Origin of the sequence: Treponema sp. OMZ 840, assembly GCF_050937815.1 — a bacterium.
Classification (GTDB): Bacteria; Spirochaetota; Spirochaetia; order Treponematales; family Treponemataceae; genus Treponema_C.
On the sequence record NZ_JACDIJ010000004.1, the window covers coordinates 150,619 to 171,969 of the forward strand.

At 43.8% G+C, this 21,351-nt stretch carries 14 protein-coding genes; 11 read left to right on the plus strand and 3 right to left on the minus strand.

The genetic code is table 11. From position 1 onward, the window contains the following. Positions 1-105: 105 nt before the first annotated feature. From H0R92_RS07840 to H0R92_RS07880, 9 genes are all read left to right on the plus strand, one after another. Positions 106-5,808 carry an alpha-2-macroglobulin gene (locus H0R92_RS07840; protein WP_432962834.1) on the plus strand — a complete coding sequence of 1,901 codons (5,703 nt, stop codon included), beginning with the start codon at positions 106-108 and terminating at the stop codon, positions 5,806-5,808. Between the two features lie 57 nt (positions 5,809-5,865). Next, on the plus strand, positions 5,866-8,298 hold the full coding sequence (gene pbpC, locus H0R92_RS07845) for a penicillin-binding protein 1C (protein WP_432962836.1): 2,433 nt from the start codon (positions 5,866-5,868) through the stop codon (positions 8,296-8,298). A 179-nt stretch (positions 8,299-8,477) separates the two neighbouring features. Further along, positions 8,478-9,494, plus strand: coding sequence for a LacI family DNA-binding transcriptional regulator (locus H0R92_RS07850; protein ID WP_432962838.1), 1,017 nt, complete (start codon positions 8,478-8,480; stop codon positions 9,492-9,494). A gap of 23 nt (positions 9,495-9,517) precedes the next feature. Further along, positions 9,518-10,531 (plus strand): tripartite tricarboxylate transporter substrate binding protein, encoded by a 1,014-nt coding sequence (locus H0R92_RS07855; protein WP_432962840.1) that lies wholly within the window; start codon positions 9,518-9,520, stop codon positions 10,529-10,531. Positions 10,532-10,613: 82 nt separating this feature from the next. After that, complete coding sequence (locus H0R92_RS07860; protein WP_432962842.1) at positions 10,614-11,123, plus strand: tripartite tricarboxylate transporter TctB family protein; 510 nt, start codon at positions 10,614-10,616, stop codon at positions 11,121-11,123. A gap of 15 nt (positions 11,124-11,138) precedes the next feature. Beyond that, positions 11,139-12,632, plus strand: a complete 1,494-nt coding sequence (locus H0R92_RS07865; protein WP_432962844.1) for a tripartite tricarboxylate transporter permease — start codon at positions 11,139-11,141, stop codon at positions 12,630-12,632. Further along, entirely contained in the window at positions 12,622-13,737 is a 1,116-nt protein-coding gene (locus H0R92_RS07870) for a Gfo/Idh/MocA family protein (RefSeq protein ID WP_432962846.1), read from the plus strand. Before H0R92_RS07865 ends, H0R92_RS07870 begins: the two co-directional genes overlap by 11 nt. Next, positions 13,724-14,776: a Gfo/Idh/MocA family protein gene (locus H0R92_RS07875; protein ID WP_432962848.1), complete on the plus strand. Its 1,053-nt coding sequence runs from the start codon at positions 13,724-13,726 to the stop codon at positions 14,774-14,776. The genes H0R92_RS07870 and H0R92_RS07875 overlap by 14 nt, the downstream gene beginning before the upstream one ends. Next, positions 14,776-15,555 carry a sugar phosphate isomerase/epimerase family protein gene (locus H0R92_RS07880; protein WP_432962850.1) on the plus strand — a complete coding sequence of 260 codons (780 nt, stop codon included), beginning with the start codon at positions 14,776-14,778 and terminating at the stop codon, positions 15,553-15,555. Before H0R92_RS07875 ends, H0R92_RS07880 begins: the two co-directional genes overlap by 1 nt. Positions 15,556-15,663: 108 nt before the next feature. Here the strand turns inward: H0R92_RS07880 and deoD are convergent, their stop codons facing one another. After that, positions 15,664-16,365, minus strand: a complete 702-nt coding sequence (deoD, locus tag H0R92_RS07885; RefSeq protein WP_432962852.1) for a purine-nucleoside phosphorylase — start codon at positions 16,363-16,365, stop codon at positions 15,664-15,666. Between the two features lie 270 nt (positions 16,366-16,635). On the opposite strand from deoD, the gene H0R92_RS07890 reads away from it, so the two are divergent. Both H0R92_RS07890 and H0R92_RS07895 read left to right on the plus strand, forming a co-directional pair. Further along, positions 16,636-18,018, plus strand: a complete 1,383-nt coding sequence (locus tag H0R92_RS07890) for a sodium-dependent transporter (RefSeq protein WP_432962854.1) — start codon at positions 16,636-16,638, stop codon at positions 18,016-18,018. Positions 18,019-18,044: 26 nt separating this feature from the next. After that, positions 18,045-19,397 (plus strand): MATE family efflux transporter, encoded by a 1,353-nt coding sequence (locus tag H0R92_RS07895; protein WP_432962856.1) that lies wholly within the window; start codon positions 18,045-18,047, stop codon positions 19,395-19,397. A gap of 58 nt (positions 19,398-19,455) precedes the next feature. Here the strand turns inward: H0R92_RS07895 and H0R92_RS07900 are convergent, their stop codons facing one another. Together H0R92_RS07900 and H0R92_RS07905 are read right to left on the minus strand one after the other, a co-directional pair. After that, complete coding sequence (locus H0R92_RS07900) at positions 19,456-20,367, minus strand: substrate-binding domain-containing protein (protein ID WP_432962858.1); 912 nt, start codon at positions 20,365-20,367, stop codon at positions 19,456-19,458. A 36-nt stretch (positions 20,368-20,403) separates the two neighbouring features. After that, positions 20,404-21,351, minus strand: coding sequence for an ABC transporter permease (locus H0R92_RS07905; protein ID WP_432962860.1), 948 nt, complete (start codon positions 21,349-21,351; stop codon positions 20,404-20,406).

Sequence of the window (21,351 nt, forward strand, 5' to 3'; positions counted from 1 at the left end):
TAAAAAATATTTTTATCGATTTGCCGAATAGGAAAAATCAAAACTGGACAAAGCCGTGAATAGCAAGTATGATAATTAAGCAGATGTATTGCAAGGGGGCATACCGTGAAAGATAAAACAAAATTCTCTTTTTCAAAGATTTTCGGGCGCTACGAACCGGCCGATTGGATGAAAAAAAGCGCACGTATCATAAAAAAAAGTACAAAACCGATTTTAAAGATTTGTTTGGCGGCTGTAGGGCTTGTTGTATTGGGTTTCATTGCGCTTTGTGTAATCGCTTTTATAGAATCGAAACGTCCCGTAAACGTAAAAATCGCATACGACGTACATCCTCCTGCAGTATCCGAAAATGTGCGTTCGCCCCTTGTTATCGATTTTTACGGTTCGGCGGCAAACCTTGAAGATGCCGAAAAAGACGTTACGGACGGTATCGAAATAAAGCCTGCCGTAAGAGGAAGCTGGATATGGCAGGACGAAGAAACCCTTGTATTTACCCCTGAAGCTCCCTGGCCGCTCGGTACAAAGTATCACGTTTCGTTTTCAAAAAAATTGTTTCCCGGCCATGTAACGGTCAGTCCCATGTCGCTGAAATTTGCAACCGAAGATTTTAATGTGCATATTTCAAATGCGGCCTTTGTCGTCGATGATGTAAATCCGGATAAAAAATACATTGAATTTATACTGCATTCCAATTTTCCGATGGATACTACAGAACTTGAAAAGAAAATAACTCTGGTACCGGATATGCAAAATCCTCAAAACGGAACCTTTGTCAAAAAAAATTATCCTGTTACCCTCTCTTACAACGAAGATAAAACCGAAGCATATGCCGTAAGCGAAGCTTTAGGAATTCCTGCAAAGGATGTGGGAGTTTTTATAAAGGTTTCAAAGGGCATAAAATCATCCGTAGGCGGTTCGGCTCACAAAGAGGTGGAAGACTACGTTATCGTTCCGGGTACATCGACCTTTGTACAAATCGACGATGCGGATGTATCCTTGGTAAAAAACGACAATCAGGAATACGAGCAAATTCTTGCCGTTTCTTCGACGGCAAAAATAAGCGGAAAAAATCTTTTAGACATGACGGAAGTATACATTCTTCCGAAAGATAAACCGGCGGAACCGGGCAGAAAAGCCCGCGAAAACTTTAATTGGGAAGATGCGCCTGCCGACTTTATTACGGAAACCGTGCTTAAACATTCAAAACGTGTTTTTTTGGAACAGCTTCCGTCTGAAAACGAATACGAAAACCTGCAAAGCTACCGTATGGATGTGCCTCCGGAATCCTATGTATATGTTCATATAAAAGAAGGCACGAAATTTTACGGCGGCTATTATCTTTCGAAGCGATATGAAACGGTACGGCGCATAAAGCCCTATCCGAAAGAAGTTCATATTCTTTCGGAAGGAACACTGATTTCGATGAACGGCAGCCGCAAGATTCCCGTCCTTACGCGGGGAGTCGAAGAAGTCGATTATACGCTGTGGCGCATGAAACCCGATGAAATAAATCATATCGTTTCCATGTCAAACGGCGATATGAGAAATTTTGAATTCCGAAACAGTTGGATTTTTAATCAAAATAATGTAAGCGAAATATATACGTCAAAACAATCGCTTCCTGCAAGCGATACCAAAAAAGTGCATTATGCGTATTTCGATTTTTCAAATTATTTGAATACGATACCCGATAAAAATCTGCATTCCGGATTGTTTTTATTCCGTGTAGCCGGTGCCGGGAAAAACAACCGCATTTATGATGAGCGCCTTATCCTTGTGACCGATCAGGGGCTTATCGTAAAAGAAAACACACAGGGTAACCGGGATGTGTTCGTACAATCGATATCGACCGGATATCCCCTTGCAGGTTCGACAATCAAACTTGTCGCTTTAAACGGCGATACGCTTTTTGCCGGCACAACCGATTCGGACGGACACATAAGCGTTCCGGCTTTTAAACACAAAGAAAAAACGCGCTCACCGCTCAGCTTTACCGCATCTTACGGAAACGATTTTGCCTTTATTCCCTACAATGCACGGGAAAGAAAACTGGACTATTCCGATTTCGACGTCGGCGGCTTATACGGCATTGAGGATCCGGAAAAACTGCAAGCGTATTTATTCAGCGACCGCGGTATATACAGGCCCGGCGACGAAGTGAAAATCGGTGTGATTGTTAAAGCCGGAAATTGGAACAGAAAACTGGGAGGCCTTCCTTTTGCCTGTGTTGTAACGGATCCCAACGGAAACGAAATATACGACACCGAATTCCCCTTAAGCAAAGAAGCCTTCGACGAAATAAAATTTTCAACGCGCGATTATTCGCCCACAGGTATATACACGGTGTCGGTATATTTGAAAAAAACCGATTCGAACAATAAAGTAAAACGGCTTCACATCGCAAGCGAAACGGTAAAAGTGGAAGAATTTCTTCCGGATACGCTGAACATTACAGCCGCTTTTTCGCCGATTCCTTCACAAGGCTGGATACGGCCGGAGCAATTAAGCGCCGTTGTAAAACTTAAAAATCTTTTCGGTACGCCGGCGGCGGGTAACACCGTAAAGGCAGGCATTTATCTGAGTCCCGGTTATATAAAACCGGTAAAATACCGCGATTATGTTTTTTCGGACCCGTACAAAGCCGAAGAGTCTTTTGAGTTTTCTCTTGCCGACAAGATAACGGATGAAAAGGGCATTGCCGAATTCGCCATAGATACGGAAAAGTTTTCAAAAGCTTCTTACCGCCTCGTTTTTACCGCCGACGGTTTGGAAAAAGCAAGCGGCCGTTCGGTTAGTGCAGCATCGTCGGTATATATTTCGCCTTTGGAATACCTTATCGGTGCAAAGGCCGACGGTGATCTTTCCTACATAAAAAAAGATTCAAAGCGGCTTATAAAACTTATCGCACTGGGACCCGATTTTGCGCTTTGCACGGTAAACGATGTCGAACTTTCAATCAGGGAAAACAAATATGTTTCGGTATTGGTAAAACAGCCGAACGGCGTATATAAATATCAATCGGTAAAAAAAGAATTTCCCGTAGAAACAAAGCGCATTTCAATTTCCGAAAACGGTTTTGAATATGAACTTCCCGTTTCGGCCGAAGGCGATTTTATTCTTTCTTTAAAAAATAAAGACGGTATCGAATTAAATTCGCTCGCTTTTTCCGTTATAGGAGAAAAAAACGTACAGCGCAGTCTTTCGAGAACCGCCGAATTGGAAGTAAAACTGCAAAAATCCGATTTACGTCCGGGCGAAAACGCACAATTGTTTATAAAAGCGCCCTACGAAGGAAGCGGTCTTATAGCCGTCGAACGCGATAAGGTATACACTTATAAATGGTTCCGCTCAAACGGACCTTCTTCGGTGCAAAACATCGACATTCCCTACGATTTGGAAGGCAACGGCTATATAACGGTTATGTACACGCGTTCCTACGGTTCTTCGGAAATCTATATGAGTCCCTTTTGTTATGCCGCCGTTCCCTTTTCGGTCAATTTGGACAAGCGCGTAAATAACATAGCCCTTGAAGTTCCGCAAGAAGCAAAACCCGGACAGGATTATACGATAACGTATTCGTCGTCAAAACCCGGTAAAATCGTAATTATGGCGATTGACGAAGGCATTTTACAAGTTGCCCGCTATAAAACGCCGGCTCCCCTTCCCTTCTTTTTCAAAAAGCGGGCTTTGGAAGTTTCAACCGCCCAGCTTTTGGATTTAATTTTACCCGAATTCAACATTCTTAAAACATTGGCTGCCGCAGGAGGCGGGGCCGACTATAAAGAATCTTTGGCGCGCAGGTTAAATCCCTTTAAAAGGAAACAAAACGTTCCCGTCGCTTATTGGTCGGGCATTATCGACACCGATTCGTCAAAACGCTCGGTGGTATACCGCCTTCCGGATTATTTTAACGGAAAGCTTCGTGTAATGGCGGTCGCCGTTTCCGACGATTCGCTCGGCGTTGCCGAAAGCGCAACTGAGGTAAAAGACACCTATGTTATCGTTCCGACTTTGCCCGTTTTCGCTTCTCCGAAAGACCGCTTTACCGTTTCGGTTACCGTAACAAATAACGACAAAGGAAGCGGCGCAAACGCATCGATCAATTTAAGCGTAAAAACAAGCGGCGGAATCAAGCTGCTTTCCGAGTCGGTTCAAAAAATTACGGTACCGGAAGGAAAAGATACGACGATTGTATATGAAGTTGAGGCACAAGATAAACTCGGTAATGCGGATATGGTATTTACGGCTTCAAACGGTACAAAATCGTCAAAAATCGCTTCGTCTTTAAGTATACGGCCGTCTATGCCCTATCTAATACGGCTGACATCCGGTTCGGTGCGAAAAGGAGAAACTAAAAAAAAGGAAATCGACGTTAAGTATGCCTTATATGACGAATTTGCATCGCGCGAAATAAACCTTTCGTATCTTCCCGTCGGTATTGCAAAGGGTTTGCACTTTTTCCTCGAAAAATATCCCTACGGCTGTTCCGAACAAATTACCAGCGCCGCCTATCCCTATCTTTTTGCAAACCTCCTTAAAGAATCGGGGAAGGCACGCGAAGAAGCCGAAGAAGCGGTACGCAATGTTATTTCGATTTTGCAGTCGCGCCAAAAAAGCGACGGCACCATAGGCTATTGGACTTATAAATCGCCCTCGTATCCCGAATTGGACGCCTATTACGCATTATTTTTAACGGAAGCCCGCAATAAGGGATTTTATGTGCCTGCTGCCTTTATGGACCGCCTTTTAGCGGCGGTTGAAGGTCATGCGGCAAACGAAACAGTCGGAACCTATGCACGTGCATTTTGTATTTTTGTGCTTACAAAAAACGAAGCGGTAACAACTGCATATGTGGAAAAGCTCAAAAAAGAAATGGATAAAGACGACAAAATGTCCGTTGCGTGTATGTATCTTGCCGCCGCGTACAAAATGCTGCATATGGATACGGAAGGCGAAAAGATTCTTGCACGGGTAAAGCGCGGCGCAAAACGCTCGGACAAGGTTTTCCGTTTTGAAGACGACCTGTATTTTCAAAGTGCGTATCTTTATTTGATTTCGACATACTATCCGAAACATTTAAACCTTATTTCGGACGAATTGCTTTTGAATATCGAAAAAAACATTTCGGCTTCGCGCTATACTTCATTTTCTTCGGCCTTTGCCTTGCTGGCAATTCAAAGCTTTCTCGAAGCGGCTCCGACAGCTTCAACGGGAAAATTCGTATTAACCGAACAGTTTGCAAAAAACTCGTCTGCGGTTTTAAAGCCCGAAGGTGAAAGCGTTTTTTCTGCCCGATTCAGCGCGGATGCCGAAAAACTTATACTCGAAAACAACGAAAAGCGCGATTTGTTTTATCAAACCGTGCAGGCGGGCTTCCAAAAGCATATTCCCGAAAAAGCGCAAAAAGACGGTATTGAAGTATACAAGGAATTTTTAAGCGGCTCAAAGCCTGCTACCGATTTTACCTTAGGCGATGAAATTACGGTAAAGCTGCGCCTGCGCTCAACGAGTAAAAACGATGTATATAATGTTGCCGTTACGGATATGCTGCCTTCGTGCTTTGAAGCCGACATCGAATCCATACGCAACAATAACAGCGAATGGAAACCCGACTATATCGATATACGCGAAGACCGTATCGTCTTTTTCGGTACCTTCACCGATAAAGCGCAAACTTTCAGCTATAAGGCGCGGGCAATTACAAACGGAAGCTTTGCCGTACCGCCCCTATACGCCGAAGCGATGTACGATCGCTCGATACAAGCTTTAACGCCGATGCCCGCAGTAAAAACCGAAAAAACAAAATAATAACAAGCGCGGATAAACTACAGTTTATCCGCGCTTTGTGCCGCAAGTGCGCAGTGTATGAAGCGTTTTTTCAAAAGAAAAAAAATCATTATTCCCGCCCTGCTTTTATGCATATGCGCCCTTATTGTGGTATCGGATTTTAAAATTGCGCGTTCGAAGGGAATTTTACACGGTATCGACTTTTCCGGCGCATATACGGATAAAAAAGGTACCTTGCTCAAAGTATATCTTACAAACGACGAATGCTACCGCATTTACAAGCCCGTATCCGAATATCCGGGCGAGTTTTTGGAAGCCCTTCTTTTGCAAGAAGACAAGCGTTTTTTTGTTCACCGCGGTGTAAATCCGGTTTCGCTTATACGAGCCGGCTGGGAAACCTATGTAAAACGTTCTCGGCGCATAGGGGCTTCGACTATTACCATGCAAACGGCAAAATTAAAATATAAGCTGTATACAAAAAATATCGGAGGAAAACTGAAACAGATTTATTTGGCGCTGCGGCTCGAATTTTTATTTTCAAAGCAGGAAATATTGGATGCTTATGTAAATCTTGCCCCCTGCGGAAAAAACATCGAAGGCTTTGAAGCCGCTTCCCGTTATTTTTTTGCCCTGCCTATAGAAAAAACAGATTTTTCGCAGCAGCTTATGTTGTGCGTACTTCCGCAGGATCCCGTGCGCCGCTGCCCGCGAGCCGATACCGTTCCGCAGGATCTTATGAACGCCCGACAACGTTTATTTGAAACCTGGCTTAAAAGCCGTCCCGAATACGAAGAAAAGCGCGCCTTTATACAAGCCGTCCCTCGATTACACTGCAGCTTTCCGGAAAGGGCTTTACATTTTACGCGTATGATCGAATCGAATACAAGCCGCCCGTCACGCGCAGCATATGCGGCACATACGGACATTTCCGGAAGCGGCCGTTTTCCGAAAGGAATTGTTCATACATCTTTGGATTTAAAATTGCAAACAATTACGGAAAACGCACTCGACTTATACGTAAAGCAAAGGCACAGTATAGGCATCAACAATGCGGCCGCCCTTTTAATCGATTGGGAAACAATGGAAACCCTTGCCGCAGTAGGTTCGGCCGGTTTTTACAACGATAGGATTCTCGGTCAAATAGATGCGAATATTTCCAAACGCTCGCCCGGTTCCGTATTAAAACCTTTTATTTATGCACTTGCTTTGGATCAGGGGCTTATTCATTACGGCACAATGCTTAAAGATACCCCTTCGGCTTTCAGCGAATACACACCCGATAATTACGGGAACACCTTTAAAGGGCCGATAAAAGCGTGGCAAGCTTTAACGCAAAGCCGCAATGTTCCCGCAGTGGAATTGGCGCGGAATATACATAATCCGGACTTATATGATTTTTTATCCTATGCGGGCATTTCAGGATTAAAGCATAAAGACAGCTACGGGCTTTCCATTGTATTGGGAAGCGCCGACCTGAGTCCCTTCGAACTGGTAAATCTGTATGCCGCTTTAAAAAACGGCGGCGTTCAATACCACGTAAAAACAAGGGCGCAAACCCCGTATCGTCAAAACGGAGAAAAAACAAAGCCGACAGCCGGCGGCTCTGACGGCACAGGAAAACGTTTGTTTTCAAAGGAAGCCGCCTTTATCGTATGCAAAATGCTCGAACAAAACCCGCCGCCGGAAAACGTACGCTCTTCCGATTCCGTTCATATAAGCGCGGGATATAAAACCGGAACGTCAATCGGCTTTAGGGACTGCTGGACAATCGGTTTTTTCGGACAATACATTCTGTGTGTGTGGATAGGTAATTTCGACGGAACCGGCAACAATTCTTTTTTGGGCAGAACTGCCGCCGCACCGCTTTTTTTCAATATTGCCGACCGAATAAGTGCTGCCGGCTTGTGCCGAAATATTTCCGACATACCGCCTGAAGGCGTAAAAAAAATCAAAGTATGTTCGGTTTCCGGCGGTATTCCAAACGGCGACTGCGAGGAAACCGAAGAAGCGTGGTTTATTCCGGGCGTTTCGCCGATTACAAAATGCCGTATCCACCGAAAAATTACAATTGATACGAGAACCGGTTTCCGCACGGATGAACGGGATAAAAGTTATTGCAAAACGGTTGTGCGCGAATTCTGGCCGAGCGACTTAATGAAGCTTTTCGCCCAAGCAGGGCTGCCGCGCCTTGTACCGCCCGATTATCCGAACGAAGATAAAAAAATAAATGGCGCGGGCGCAGGCTTTCCGCCCAAAATAGTTTCACCTTTAAAAAACACATTGTACGTATTTCGCACAAGTACACCGGAAAAAAACAAAATTATACTCAGTGCGGTAACCGACGCCGACACATCCGAAATATTTTGGTTCGCAGGCAGTTCTTTTATAACACGCTGCGCCCCCTCGGAAACATACGAATGGCAACCTTTTTCCGGTACCTACGAACTTACCGTTACGGATAATAAGGGCAGAAGCGATTCAAGAACCGTAAAAATAGAAATTACCGAATAGGCTTTACCGCTTTGAAGAATCGGAAAAGATACCGGCCGCAATAAAAAAATAAAAAAACTGTTGACAGATTTGCAAAACCGGGGTTACTATACTTATGGATAAAAGAAACAAACGATTGCCGGTTTGGTTTTTTTCAAAATTAATTTAGGCAAACGTTTGCCTATTACAGGGAGTCGCTGTTGGCTAAATATGCAACGCTAAAAGATGTAGCAGAAAAAGCGGGAACAACACCCAGTACCGTCAGCTATGTCCTGAGCAACAAAAGCGGAAGGTATATCAGCAAAAAAACCCGTGAAAAAGTTATGAAAGCCGTCCGTGAACTCGACTACATAAAAAGTATAGGAGCGGCATCCTTAAAGGGCAAGGAAGTAAAACTGGTAGGAATTCTTGTTCCGCAGTTCGAAAACCAGTTTTTTACACGCATAATCGTTGCAAGTGAAAAAATTCTCATGAAAGCAGGCTACGATTTGATTATTTGCGATACCTTGGACAACCCGATAAGAGAACGTGATTTTATACGGCGTATGATAGAGCAGCGCGTTGACGGGCTTGTCGTCACACCTTCCCCTGAAGGCGGTTCGAATACGGCAAGGGTCCGCAGAATCGGTATACCGATGGTTGTGGTCGACAGACAGCTTGCCGGAGTCAATGAAGATTACTATCTTGTAGCAACAGACAACTATAAATGTAGCGAACTTGCTGCGGCAAACTTGCTTTCACACGGCCATAAAAAAGCCGCATTTATAGGATGGGACACGGGAATAAGCGATCTTCTTGAAAGACGTAGGGCGGCGCAAGATGTCTATCGCTCAAAAGGCGAATTGTTCATTGAAGAAGACGATTTGAGCGACGAAGGTGGAAAAAGAGCTGTGATGCGAGTAATGGAACAGCACCCGGATGTGACGGCATTTCTTTTCGGCTTTAACTTGCAGGCAAAGGGCGGAATCAAATATTTAACAAATGCCGGCAAAATAATTGGAAAAGATATAAGCGTTGTTTTAATCGGAAGTCCCGAATGGGTGACAGCCGGCAACAATAATTTTACCCATGTTCATATGGGAGATGAAGAAGTGGGCGCCAGAGCGGCCGAGTTGCTACTCAAGCTTATTAAACGCGATGAGTGCCTGCCGTGTGAAAAAAAATTGGTACAGGCTTGCTCCTTAGTGGAAGGAGCATCTGTAGCTGATATAACATGATTTTTTTTCATTGGAGGTCGAAAATGAAAAAAACAGTGATTTTCTGCTTGGTTTTGCTTTTTACTTTCAGCTTCGCTTTTGCAAGCGGCACGCAAGAAAAAAGCACATACCCGAATAAGAACATCAACATGACAGTTCCTTACGGAGCCGGCGGCACAACGGATTTGACAGCAAGAGCGCTTGCCAATGCAATGGGAAAAGAGCTGGGGGTTACGATTAATGTTATCAATACTCCTGGTGCCGGCGGCTCTGCCGGAACGCTCAAAGTGCAGAATTCCGCAGTTGACGGATATGCTATGTTGGCAAACGGGATGTTGGCTTTTTGTACAATGCCTGTCAACGGTTACACCGACAAAACATTCAAAAAATGGGACATTTGGATTGCAACCTATGCACCGAACGTAATTGTAGTTCCCAAAAACTCTCCTTTCAACAGCATCAATGATCTTGTCGAGGCAATTAAAAAAAATCCCGGTCAAGTGACAGCCGGAACGGCCGGTGTCGGATCCGGCGGACATTTCGGAGCGGAAGTGGTCAAAGCCGTTGCAGGTGCCCCATATAAACACATACAGTATGGCGGAGGCGGCCCGGCTTTTACAGCCACACTTGCCGGTGAAGTTGATTTTTGTCCTCAGCTTTTAGCCGAATACAAGGATGCCATCATCAAAGGAGATGTAAAAGCCCTTTGTATATTGAGCGACAAGGCTATTGAAATAGCTCCCGGCATTATCATTCCCTCCATAAAGGAAACATATCCGGAAGCTTCAAAGTATCTTCCGATGGGTGAAGTTACCGGAATCCTTATTCCCAATGGACTTCCCGAAGCGGATCTAAAAAAACTGGACAAGGCATTTGAAGTCGCTGTAAAAGATAAAGCATTTTTGGATTTTTGCGCTCTTAAGAGTTTCGTGGTTACCCCGAAGGGAAGAGAAGAATCACAAAAATTCCTAGAAGGTTTTGCCTCGAAGGCTTGCTACATCCTTTACGATGCCGGTGCCGCAAAAATCAATCCGGCTGACTTCGGTATAAAACGCTAAGTCAAACCGCAACCGGCGGGACTGTTGCAAAGGTCAGTTACTTTTAAGACAGTCCCGCTTTTTTTAACAGGTGTGTAAATAAATGGACGATAAATACAAGGATTTTATTTTTTCATTCGTTCTTATTGCAGTCGGCTTGTTCGTTCTGTTCGGGGGAATAAGCATATACAAAGATGCCGCACAGATGCCCTATAGCATTCCCGAATTCGTTTTGTCGCCGGGATTTATGCCGGTTATATTGGGTGCTGCCCTTTTGTTTTGCAGTATTCTTTTGTTGTTTCAATCCTTGAAAGGAAGAGGAACATTAAAAGCCGCTTTTATCGATAACTGGAACCGGTTTTCCTCCCGGATGAAGCCGGCTTTCAGCGAATATGACACTATCTCCATGGCAGTTGGAATCGCCATGATGTTCGTATACAGTTTTTTCCTTATAAAACTTTTACCGTTTTGGGTGGCTTCTCTCATATTTCTTGTCGGACTCATGCTTTTTTTGAAAGCCGCAAAATGGTGGAAGGTCGTTATAATAGCGCTTGCAGTAATAGGATTGACTGTATTGCTGTTTCAAATCGGCTTCCATGCGGCCCTACCTTGATAGAGGAGTAGACAAATGGCATTACAATACTTAGGACAAGCATTGATGACAGTCTTGATACCTTACAATATTCTGGTTATGACCCTGTCTATGGTTGCAGGTCTTGTAATGGGAATGCTTCCCGGACTCAGTGCAACAATGGCTATCGCCCTTCTTACAGGACTTACATATAATTTCCCCACGCAGTCAGCCATCATCTCTTTGGTGTCCGTTTATGTCGGAGCGATTTCCGGCGGCTGCCAAAGCGCAATACTGCTTAACATTCCGGGAACGCCTGCAAGCGCCGCAACCGCACTGGACGGATTTCCGCTTGCAAAAAAAGGAGAAGGCGGACTTGCCATCTTTTTAGCAACAACTTCCAGCTTTTTGGGAACTTTTATCAGCGTCATATTTGTTTTAACTTTAACCCCGCTTCTTACCGCCTTCGCTTTAAAGTTTAAAAGCTGGGAGTTTTTTTTGCTTTCAATTTTCGGGGTTGTAATTTGCGGTTCGCTTACAGCACAGGGAAATGCCTTAAAGGGCTGGATAAGCGGAATTCTGGGGCTGATTGTAGCGCAAATCGGACTTGATACCCTAAATACGTATCCCCGCTTCAGTTACGGGAACGTCAATCTTATGGCAAATATACAACTGATTCCCGTCATGATCGGACTGTTCGGTTTTCCCGAAATTATAGCGGCATTTAAAACGGAAACCGCTCAAGAAAGTATACGGGTCAGTAAATTTGAAATAAGTAGAGGATTTAAGCTAATCGGTAAAAATATTTCGGCGATTGTCCGTTCCGCTTTTATAGGAGTTGGAGTAGGTATAATACCCGGCGTCGGGGAAGACACCGGAGGATGGCTCAGTTATTGGGTCAGCAAATCGACAAGTAAGCATCCTGACTCTTTTGGAAAAGGAGAAACGTTGGGCATAATATCTGCCGAAACGGGGAACAATGCCTGTATAGGCGGAGCTATAATCCCCGTTTTGAGTCTTGCAGTTCCCGGTTCAGCACCGGCGGCAGTTTTGCTTGCCGCATTTTTAATGCACGGCTATAGGCCGGGACCTCTTTTAATGACAGAATCCCCCTCTTTTATTTACAGTATTTGCACGTATCTTGCTTTTGCATCAATTACCATGTGGATTGTTGCATTGTTTATGAGCAAAATGACTATACGCATACTGGGGGTTCAAAAAAAGATTCTTATGCCGATAATTTTCACATTATGCGTCATCGGCTCCTATTTGATAAACTACAATTTATTTGATATAAAGGTAATGTTCGTTTTCGGCCTGATCGGAACGGTTCTTTCGAACCTCAAATTTCCGGCTGCTCCCTTTCTTTTAGGGGTAATACTCGGTCCGATGGCCGATTCGAATTTAAGACGCGGTTTAAATCTTTCCAACGGTTCTTTGTTGCCCTTGATAACTCAACCCATTTGTATTTTTTTCCTCGTTTTGATTTTACTTATGGTCCTTGCACAAACGGGATTGTTTAAATTGTTTGGGAGGAAACGTGGAAAGTAGCTTTCAAAAAGCGGACGGGATGAATTATGCCCCGATTTCAACAGGAATTGTACGAAAAGCAGTAGAAAAAGGGCGTTTTTTTTTCTCCGTTATCGGACTGGATCACGGACATATATCGGCTATGGTCAACGGTATAGAAGAAGCCGGCGGTACAATTTTAAATGTATATGACAAAGATCCGCAAAAAGTCGATGCTTTTATCAAAGCACATCCTTCGTGTCGCAGGGCTGCCGATACAGATAAAGTACTGTGCGATTGTTCATCTATGGTTCTCAGCGCCATAAGACCGGATAAAAGGTTCTATCTTGGAGAGGCCGTAATGAACGCCGGAAAAGATTTTTTTGTGGACAAGCCCGGCTTCCTCAAGCTGTCCGAAGTACAAAAAGTTCGGGAATTGTCCGAAAATACAAAACGCAGATATATCGTATATTTCGGAGAAAGAATCCATGTTGAAGGAGCAGTACTGGCTCAGCAAATGATAGATGAAGGGCGGCTTGGAGATATCGTAAGCATCCAAATACTCGCCCCTCACCGGCTTAATGCGGCAACTCGTCCCGATTGGTTTTGGGATGCGGAAAAAAACGGCGGAATTTTAACGGATATCGGATCGCATCAGCTTGAGCAAATTTTAAGCTATGCACATGCAAATTCCGGAACGATACTTTCCGCTTCCGTCGGCAATTTTAACAATCCTGCCCATCCCGATTTTCAAGATTACGGTCAAGTTTCATTTGTAACCGACAACGGTGTACAGGGTTTTTGCAGGGTGGACTGGTTTACTCCAGACGGTTTAAAAGCATGGGGGGACGGACGGGTTTTTATTGTCGGCACAAAAGGGATTTTGGAAATACGAAAGTATGTGGATGTCGCCGTTTCGGATATCGGCGATCACATCTATTTCGTCGATAATGAGGGAGAACATCATATTTGTGCGGCAGGGCGCACAGGATATCCGTTTTTCGGGGAATTGATTTTAGACTGTATCAATCGAACCGAAAATGCCGTAAGCCAAGAACATGTTTTAAATGCAATGGAACTTGCCTTGCAAGCTCAGGATATGGCAGTCTTTTATAAAAGGAGTATTAACGAAAATGAAAAACGGTAAAACAGGTTTTGGAATAATAGGGCTCGGTGCCATATCAAGGTTTCATGCAACGGCGATAGAACACATACAAGAAGCCCAATTGACAGCCGCATTTCACAAAGTTTCCGAAAAAGCACAATCCTTTTGCCGGGAACGTCAGGGAGTGCGCCCCTATGACAACCTCTCGCAGTTTCTTTCAGATCCCGATATCGACATCGTCACCGTCGGTACGCCAAGCGGCGCCCACATGGAAGTTGCAATAGCTGCAATGGAAGCCGGCAAGCATGTGATTGTCGAAAAGCCGATAGAAGTGACAACCGAAAGAATCGACAAAATGATTGAATGCGCCAAAAAAAATAAGGTTATTCTCTCCTGTGTTTTTCAATCCCGCTTCCACGAAGGCCCCGCCTTAGTCAAAAAAGCAATAGAAGAAGGGCGTTTCGGTACGCTTACGATTCTCAATGCCCAAGTGAAATGGTACAGGAGTCAAGACTATTATGATAAAATCAGCTGGCACGGAACATGGAAGCTCGACGGCGGCGGAGCTTTGATGAATCAAAGTATCCATGCCATAGATTTACTTCAATGGTACGGCGGCCCCGTAAAGGAAATTCTGGGGCAAACAAGCCTAATAGGACACAAAAATATTGAAGTTGAGGATACCGCCGCAGCAGTGCTGAAATTTACAAACGGTGCCATTGGGGTTATAGAAGGTTCAACGGCCGTTTATCCCGGATTCCTAAAAAAAATTGAAATATGCGGTACGCAAGGAAGTGTTGTTGTGGAAGAGGAGTCAATCAAATACTGGCAGTTCAAGCATGAAAAACCTGAAGACGATTTTATCAGAAAGAATTTTATAGATAAAACGTCTTCAGGCGGCGGCGCCTCGGATCCGTCGGCCATAAGTTACAAGGGGCATGAAAAATGCTTTCGAAACGTTATCGAGGCAATCCGTAAAGGAATTGATCCGGCCATTACAGCGGAAGAAGCAAAAAAATCGGTCGAAATAATTTGTGCCATATATAAAAGCTCGGCTACCGGCCGAAAGGTGCTTCTTTGATGAAATACGGTTTTTGCACAGGCTTTGCTTCTTCTCCCCTTTTTTCCGTCGAAATTTCGATGCCGGTTATCGTAAAAGAATTCGGTTTTGATTTTATCGAGTTTCCCGTTACGGGCATAAATGCCCTGTCGGAAGAAAAATTTTCCGATGTCGTCGCCCTTGTCCGAGAACTAGGACTTGAAAGCAATATCATGTGCAATTTTTTCCCCGGAAACTTAAATCTTTTTCGCGACAACCGGGACCGTATCGCCGATTATGTAAAATCCGCGTTAAATCGTGCAAAGGCACTAGGCGTATCGAAAATAATATTCGGTTCCGGCGCATTCAGAAATCCTCCGCCGGAGCTTGACACCGATTGCGCCGTCCGCCGCTTTGTCGACTTTATAAAGACAGTCCTCTGCCCTCTTGCACATGAAACGGACATCCGTATCCTGCTGGAACCGCTTAATAAATCGGAGTGCGCTCTTGTAAACAGTTTAAAAGAAGGGAGTGCCGTTGTGAATCTTGTCGAAGACAGGCAATTCGGCTTGATGGCCGATCTTTACCATATGATGACGGAAAACGAGTCTATTGAAGATTTGAAGTTTTTATTTCCGCTTGTCGAGCATATCCATATTGCAAATACGGCCAGAGCACTCCCTGCGGAAAGCTTGGATACCTATATTTTGCGCTGCCTGAAATTGATTGCTGAACTGGGATACGATAAAACGATAAGTTTAGAAACCGCAGCACTTCATGGAGCCGATAAAGCACTCGGTTTTCTTAAATCGCTTTTTTGAAAATCATCCGTACCTTGAGCATAACAGTCTTGAACGGAAACTGCCGAATAGGGGCCGTTAAAAAAAGCGGATATCAGTCCGCCGTTGCCGGTCCCCTTTTTCCGAATATCAAGCAGTCGCCGTATCCAAGGCAATTTCCATCATTTGTTTAAAGGTAAGCTGTCTTTCTTCGGCGGATGTCGCTTCGCCGGTTGCGATGTGGTCGGAAACGGTTAAAATCGCCAAAGCTTTGCGGTCGAACTTTGCCGCAAGGGTATATAATTCGGCAGCTTCCATTTCTATGCCCAATACACCGTACTGCGCCCATAACTTCCAATTATTGTTTTCATCGTAAAACAAATCGCTTGAAGCGACGCTTCCCACATGGTGACTTATGTTTTTAGCCAATGCGGCTTTCCGCGCTTTTTCCAACAATTCAAAACTTGCAGTCGGAGCAAAATGCAAAGAGCCGAAACGCTGCGTCATCAAAGAAGAATCGGTACAAGCGCTTGAAGCAATAATTACGTCGCGTACCTTTGTGCTTTTGTGTACCGCCCCGCAGGTTCCGACACGGATAGCCGTTTGTACGCCGTAAAATTGGAACAATTCATTTACATAAATCGATAACGAGGGCTGTCCCATACCCGTTCCCTGCACCGATACGCGCTTTCCCTTATACATGCCCGTAAAACCGAGCATTCCGCGCACTTCGTTATAACATTGCGGATTTTCAAAAAAAGTTTCCGCAATAAACTTTGCCCGTAAAGGGTCGCCGGGCAATAAAACCACTTGTGCAATTTGACCTTCTTTTGCAGCGATATGTGTACTCATGTTAACCTCCGACACCGTTGTCTTTTTCAAAGACAGTGTATCAAAATATACGGAAAATTGTAATATGAAAAAAACGTTGTTTTGCAAAACCGTATATTTACATATTTATGCAAAGTCCTGTATACTGCCTATGTATTTTTTCGTACAACCGCACATAAAGGCTGCATGTTAACATAACATCCGTGTAACGTTATCATGTACGGTTTGCTTTGTAAACTGCGCTGCAAGTATTTGCATGACGGCTCATGCGAGTTAAAAAAGGAGATCAGTATGGACAAAAAAGTACAAAGAGAAACACTGGCAAGCAGGTTGGGCTTTTTATTTTTATCGGCCGGCTGTGCAATCGGTTTGGGCAACGTATGGCGTTTTCCCTATATCACTGGCGTATACGGCGGCGGAGCCTTTGTACTGCTGTATCTTATTTTTTTAATTATACTCGGTCTTCCCGTTATTATTATGGAATTTGCCGTAGGACGCGCATCTCGCCAAAATGTTGCGGGAGCTTTTTATAAACTTGAAAAACCCGGCACAAAATGGCATATCTTCGGCTACATCGCCATAGCGGGCAATTATTTATTGATGATGTTTTATACGACCGTTGCCGGTTGGATGCTTTACTATTTTTTTGCAATGATAAAGGGTAATTTAAGCGGTCTTAGTCCTGAGCAAACGGGGGCCTTTTTCGGTGCAATGCTCGGAAAACCCGGTTTAATGATTACCTGGATGCTTATCACCGTTGCCCTGGGCTTTATTATCTGTGCCGGCGGGTTGCGCAACGGAGTAGAGCGGGTTGCAAAAATCATGATGTCTTTTTTATTTGTGATTATGCTTGTCCTTGCGGTGCGTTCGGTAACCCTTCCCGGAGCTTCAAAGGGGATTGCTTTTTACCTTAAACCCGATTTTAACCGCATGGTGGAAAACGGCGTTTGGAGCGCCGTGTACGCCGCTATGGGCCAGGCTTTTTTTACCCTCAGCCTCGGTATCGGTGCAATGACTATTTTCGGAAGCTATATCGAAAAGGAGCGCAGTTTAACCGGAGAATCTTTAAGCATACTCGGCCTTGATACCCTTGCGGCCTTTATGGCCGGTCTTATCATTTTCCCCGCAAGTGCCGCCTTCGGTGTGGATGCCGGAGCCGGTCCCGGCCTTGTATTCGTTACCCTGCCGAATATCTTTAATGCGCTTCCCGCGGGAAGATTTTGGGGCAGTTTGTTTTTCCTCTTTATGAGCTTTGCCGCCATGACCACCGTTGTTGCCGTGTTTGAAAACATCGTTTCTTATGCAATCGATATACTGCATTGGAGCCGTACAAAGGCCGTTATTATAAACGCCCTTATTATTGCGGTGCTTTCAATTCCCTGTGCATTGGGCTTTAACGTTCTTTCGTGGATTCAGCCCCTCGGACCGGGAAGCGGTATTTTGGATTTGGAAGACTTTATCGTCAGCAATAATTTGCTTCCCTTGGGGTCAATGGTCTTTTTGATTTTTTGCTGCAGCAAAAGAGGCTGGGGCTGGGATAATTTTATCGCCGAAGCCGACGCCGGAGAAGGCATACGCTTTCCGCGAAAATTGCGCTTTTATATTACGTGGATTTTGCCGGCAATCGTATTTGCAATCTTTATTCTCGGGTATATAGAAAAATTCGGAAAATAGTCTGCGCGAAAGTGTAAGGAGAGGTAATGCAGGCGGCGGTACAAAAAAATATCGATTTTACCGAAGGGGCGCTTCGAAAAAAACTGGTGATTTTTGTACTGCCCATACTTGCCGGTACCGTTTTGCAGCAGCTTTACGTTACCGCCGATGCCGTCATTATAGGAAAATATACGGGAAAAATCGGTTTGGCCGCTATAGATTCCGTATATGCCCTGTTACGGCTTCCCGTATTGTTTTTTGCCGGCATTTCCGCCGGCGCTTCCATTCTGGTTTCCTATTCCTACGGAGCAAAAGACTTTAAAAAACTCGATAATGCCGTTCATACGGCGGTTTTGTTTGCCCTTGCAGGGGGAACCGTTTTATCGGCGGCGGGTATTCTCTGCGCTCCTTATATTTTACATCTTATTGCGGTTCCTTCCGAAATTTACGATTACGCTTTGTCATACGTACACATATATTTTGCGGGTTTTGTGTTTATGATGTTGTACAACATTGCTGCAGGAATACTTCGTGCATTGGGCGATTCAAAAACACCCCTGTATATTTTAATAATATCCTGCTTTGCGAATGTCGCTTTGGATATACTCTTTATAGGGTATTTTAAATGGAGCACCGCGGGAGCCGCCCTTGCAACTTCAATAGCCCAATGTATAAGCGCGGTTTTTGCCCTTGCCGCATTGATATGCTCGAAAACCGAGGGCAGACTGTATCCGAAAAAACTGCGTTTTCACGCCGAAGCGTTCAAGCGTATTCTTATAACCGGCGTTCCGATAGGGATTCAATCTGCATTTTATCCTATAGCAAACATACTTATTCAATCGGGCATAAACGCTTCGGGCACCGACAATATAGCGGCATGGGCACTGTGCGGAAAGCTTGATTTTTTAATATGGTTTTCAGTCGGAGCGGTTGCCGACGGGGTTTCCGTGTGTGCGGCCCAAAATTACGGTGCGGGAAAAATCGGCCGGGTTAAAACGGGTACCCTGTTCGGTGTTGCGGTCGGCACCCTTACCGTGCTGATTATCAGCACCCTGTTGTATTTGTACAGCGGTACTTTTGCAAAGCTGTTTATAAGTGCAAACGACTATGATGTGATTGCCGTTACCGTGCGCATAATGCATTTTATAGCTCCCTTTTACGTTTTTTACGTATTCGGCGATTTATTTTCCGCTTCAATAAGAGGCTCGGGAAAAACCTTTGCCGCAATGCTTGTATCTCTGCTTACAATATGCGGTTCGCGGGTTGTATGGATGTTGTATATAACCGCCACCGGGGCTGATTTTATGAGGATTATAGTATGTTATCCTCTTTCGTGGTTTTTGCACTCTCTTGCCTTTACGGTTTACTACTTTTTATACGTTAGAGAAAAATCTAAATAGAGCATCGAGCGCATCGGATGCTTATTACACTAAAGACATCCGATGCTGGTTGATATAATTATAGATTACTTTTTTTTAGTAATTTTAAAGGAATGTTGACTCTGGCCTCCACTTTTTCACCTTTTAAATACTTTAAAGCAGAATCAATCGCTGTTTCCATTTGAAGAGCCGGTTGCTGTTGAACATCTGCTGCAATTTCACCATTCTTTATAGCTATTATAGCTTCATTGATGGCATCAATCCCATACACTTTGATTTTTCCTTTTAAACCGGCCGCATCAATTGTTCGAACCGCGCCAAGCGCCATTTCATCATTGTGGGCATATATTGCAACAATATCAGGATGGGCCTGTAGAATATCTTCTGTAACATTCGCGCCTTCATCTCGATTGTAATGTGCAGTTAACGATACAACAACTTTTATCCTTGTACCTTTTATCGTATCAATAAAACCCGCCTCACGATCATTAGTAGAAGAAGCACCAGGGATTCCCTCAAGAATTGCAACTTTGCCAGTGCCATTCAAATCTTCAATCATCTGTCGTGCAATTAATTTTCCTGCCTCTTTATTATCAATATCCAAATGCTGGACAACTTTACCGAGATTAGATGCTCTGGTTATTGTGATTACAGGAATACCCGCACTATTGGCTTGTAGTACAGCCGTTCCAATAGCGTTAGAATCACAAGGATTAAGAATAATTAAATCAACCTTTCGATTAATTAAATCCTCCACTTGATTCACTTGGATTTCTGATGAATCTTGTGCATCTAGTGTAATTAATGTAAATCCCTCTTTTTTAGCTTTTGCAATCCCCGCATCTTGCATCGTCATGAAGAAATCGTTAGCTAAAGTAGAAACAGCAAATCCAATTGTAATACCTCCTTTTTTGCTGTCTTTGTTTCCAGAAGCAAATGTTACATTCATTATAAGTGTAACAACCAACACAAAACATGCTACTCTTTTCATAATATACCTCCTAACGAGTGGTTTTCCCGCTTTATGCTAATTGTGCTTTCGTCTTCGAACAAAAACTGCCGCGATGATAATAGAGCCTTTTACTATCTGCTGATAAAACGCACTTAGACCAAGTTGATTCATACCATTATTTATAACCCCAATAATTAATGCACCTAAAATAGTACCTGTTATCGTTCCTTTTCCTCCAGATAAGGATGCTCCTCCAAGAATTACCGCTGAAAGTACATCCATCTCCATTCCTTCTGCTGCAATTGCCTGAGCAGATAATAATCTACTTGTTGTAATAATTCCCCCAATACCGGACATAAGTCCAGAAACTAAGAATGCCGCTGTTTTATACGTTTTAATGGGTATAGCGGATAAATTTGCTGCTTCAAGATTTGCACCGATAGCTTTCATATAAACACCATGTCTTGTTTTTTGAAGCACTAAATATGCAAAAAATAACAAAACAACACACAATAGTGTCGAAACAGGTATTATTCCTATATAACCAGCTCCTAAAACTGCAAAATTGCGGGGCAATCCTGCAATTGCACGTCCATTAGTCCAAACTAAAGCAATCCCTCTAATAATCATCATCATTGCTAAAGTAACAATAAAAGAAGGTATATAAAAATGAACAACAAAAATAGCATTAATAACACCGAGAACAGAACCTATAACTAAAGGAATAACGATCGCCAAAACAATAGATCCGGTTGAACGCAAAATAATGGCACATCCAACTCCAGAGAGAGCAACAATCGCACCAACGGATAAATCTATTTCACTACATAAAATAACACAGAGCATCCCTATAGAAATAATTAATACAATGGAAACCTGTCGACTAATATTTAAAAGATTTGCCGTAGTAAAAAAACTAGGCGATGTAAACGAAAATATAAGTCCCAATACTATGAGAACTAGAAGCAACCCAATTTCACTAGAAAAAATTTTTTTTATGTCTATCTTTTTATATTGCCCCAT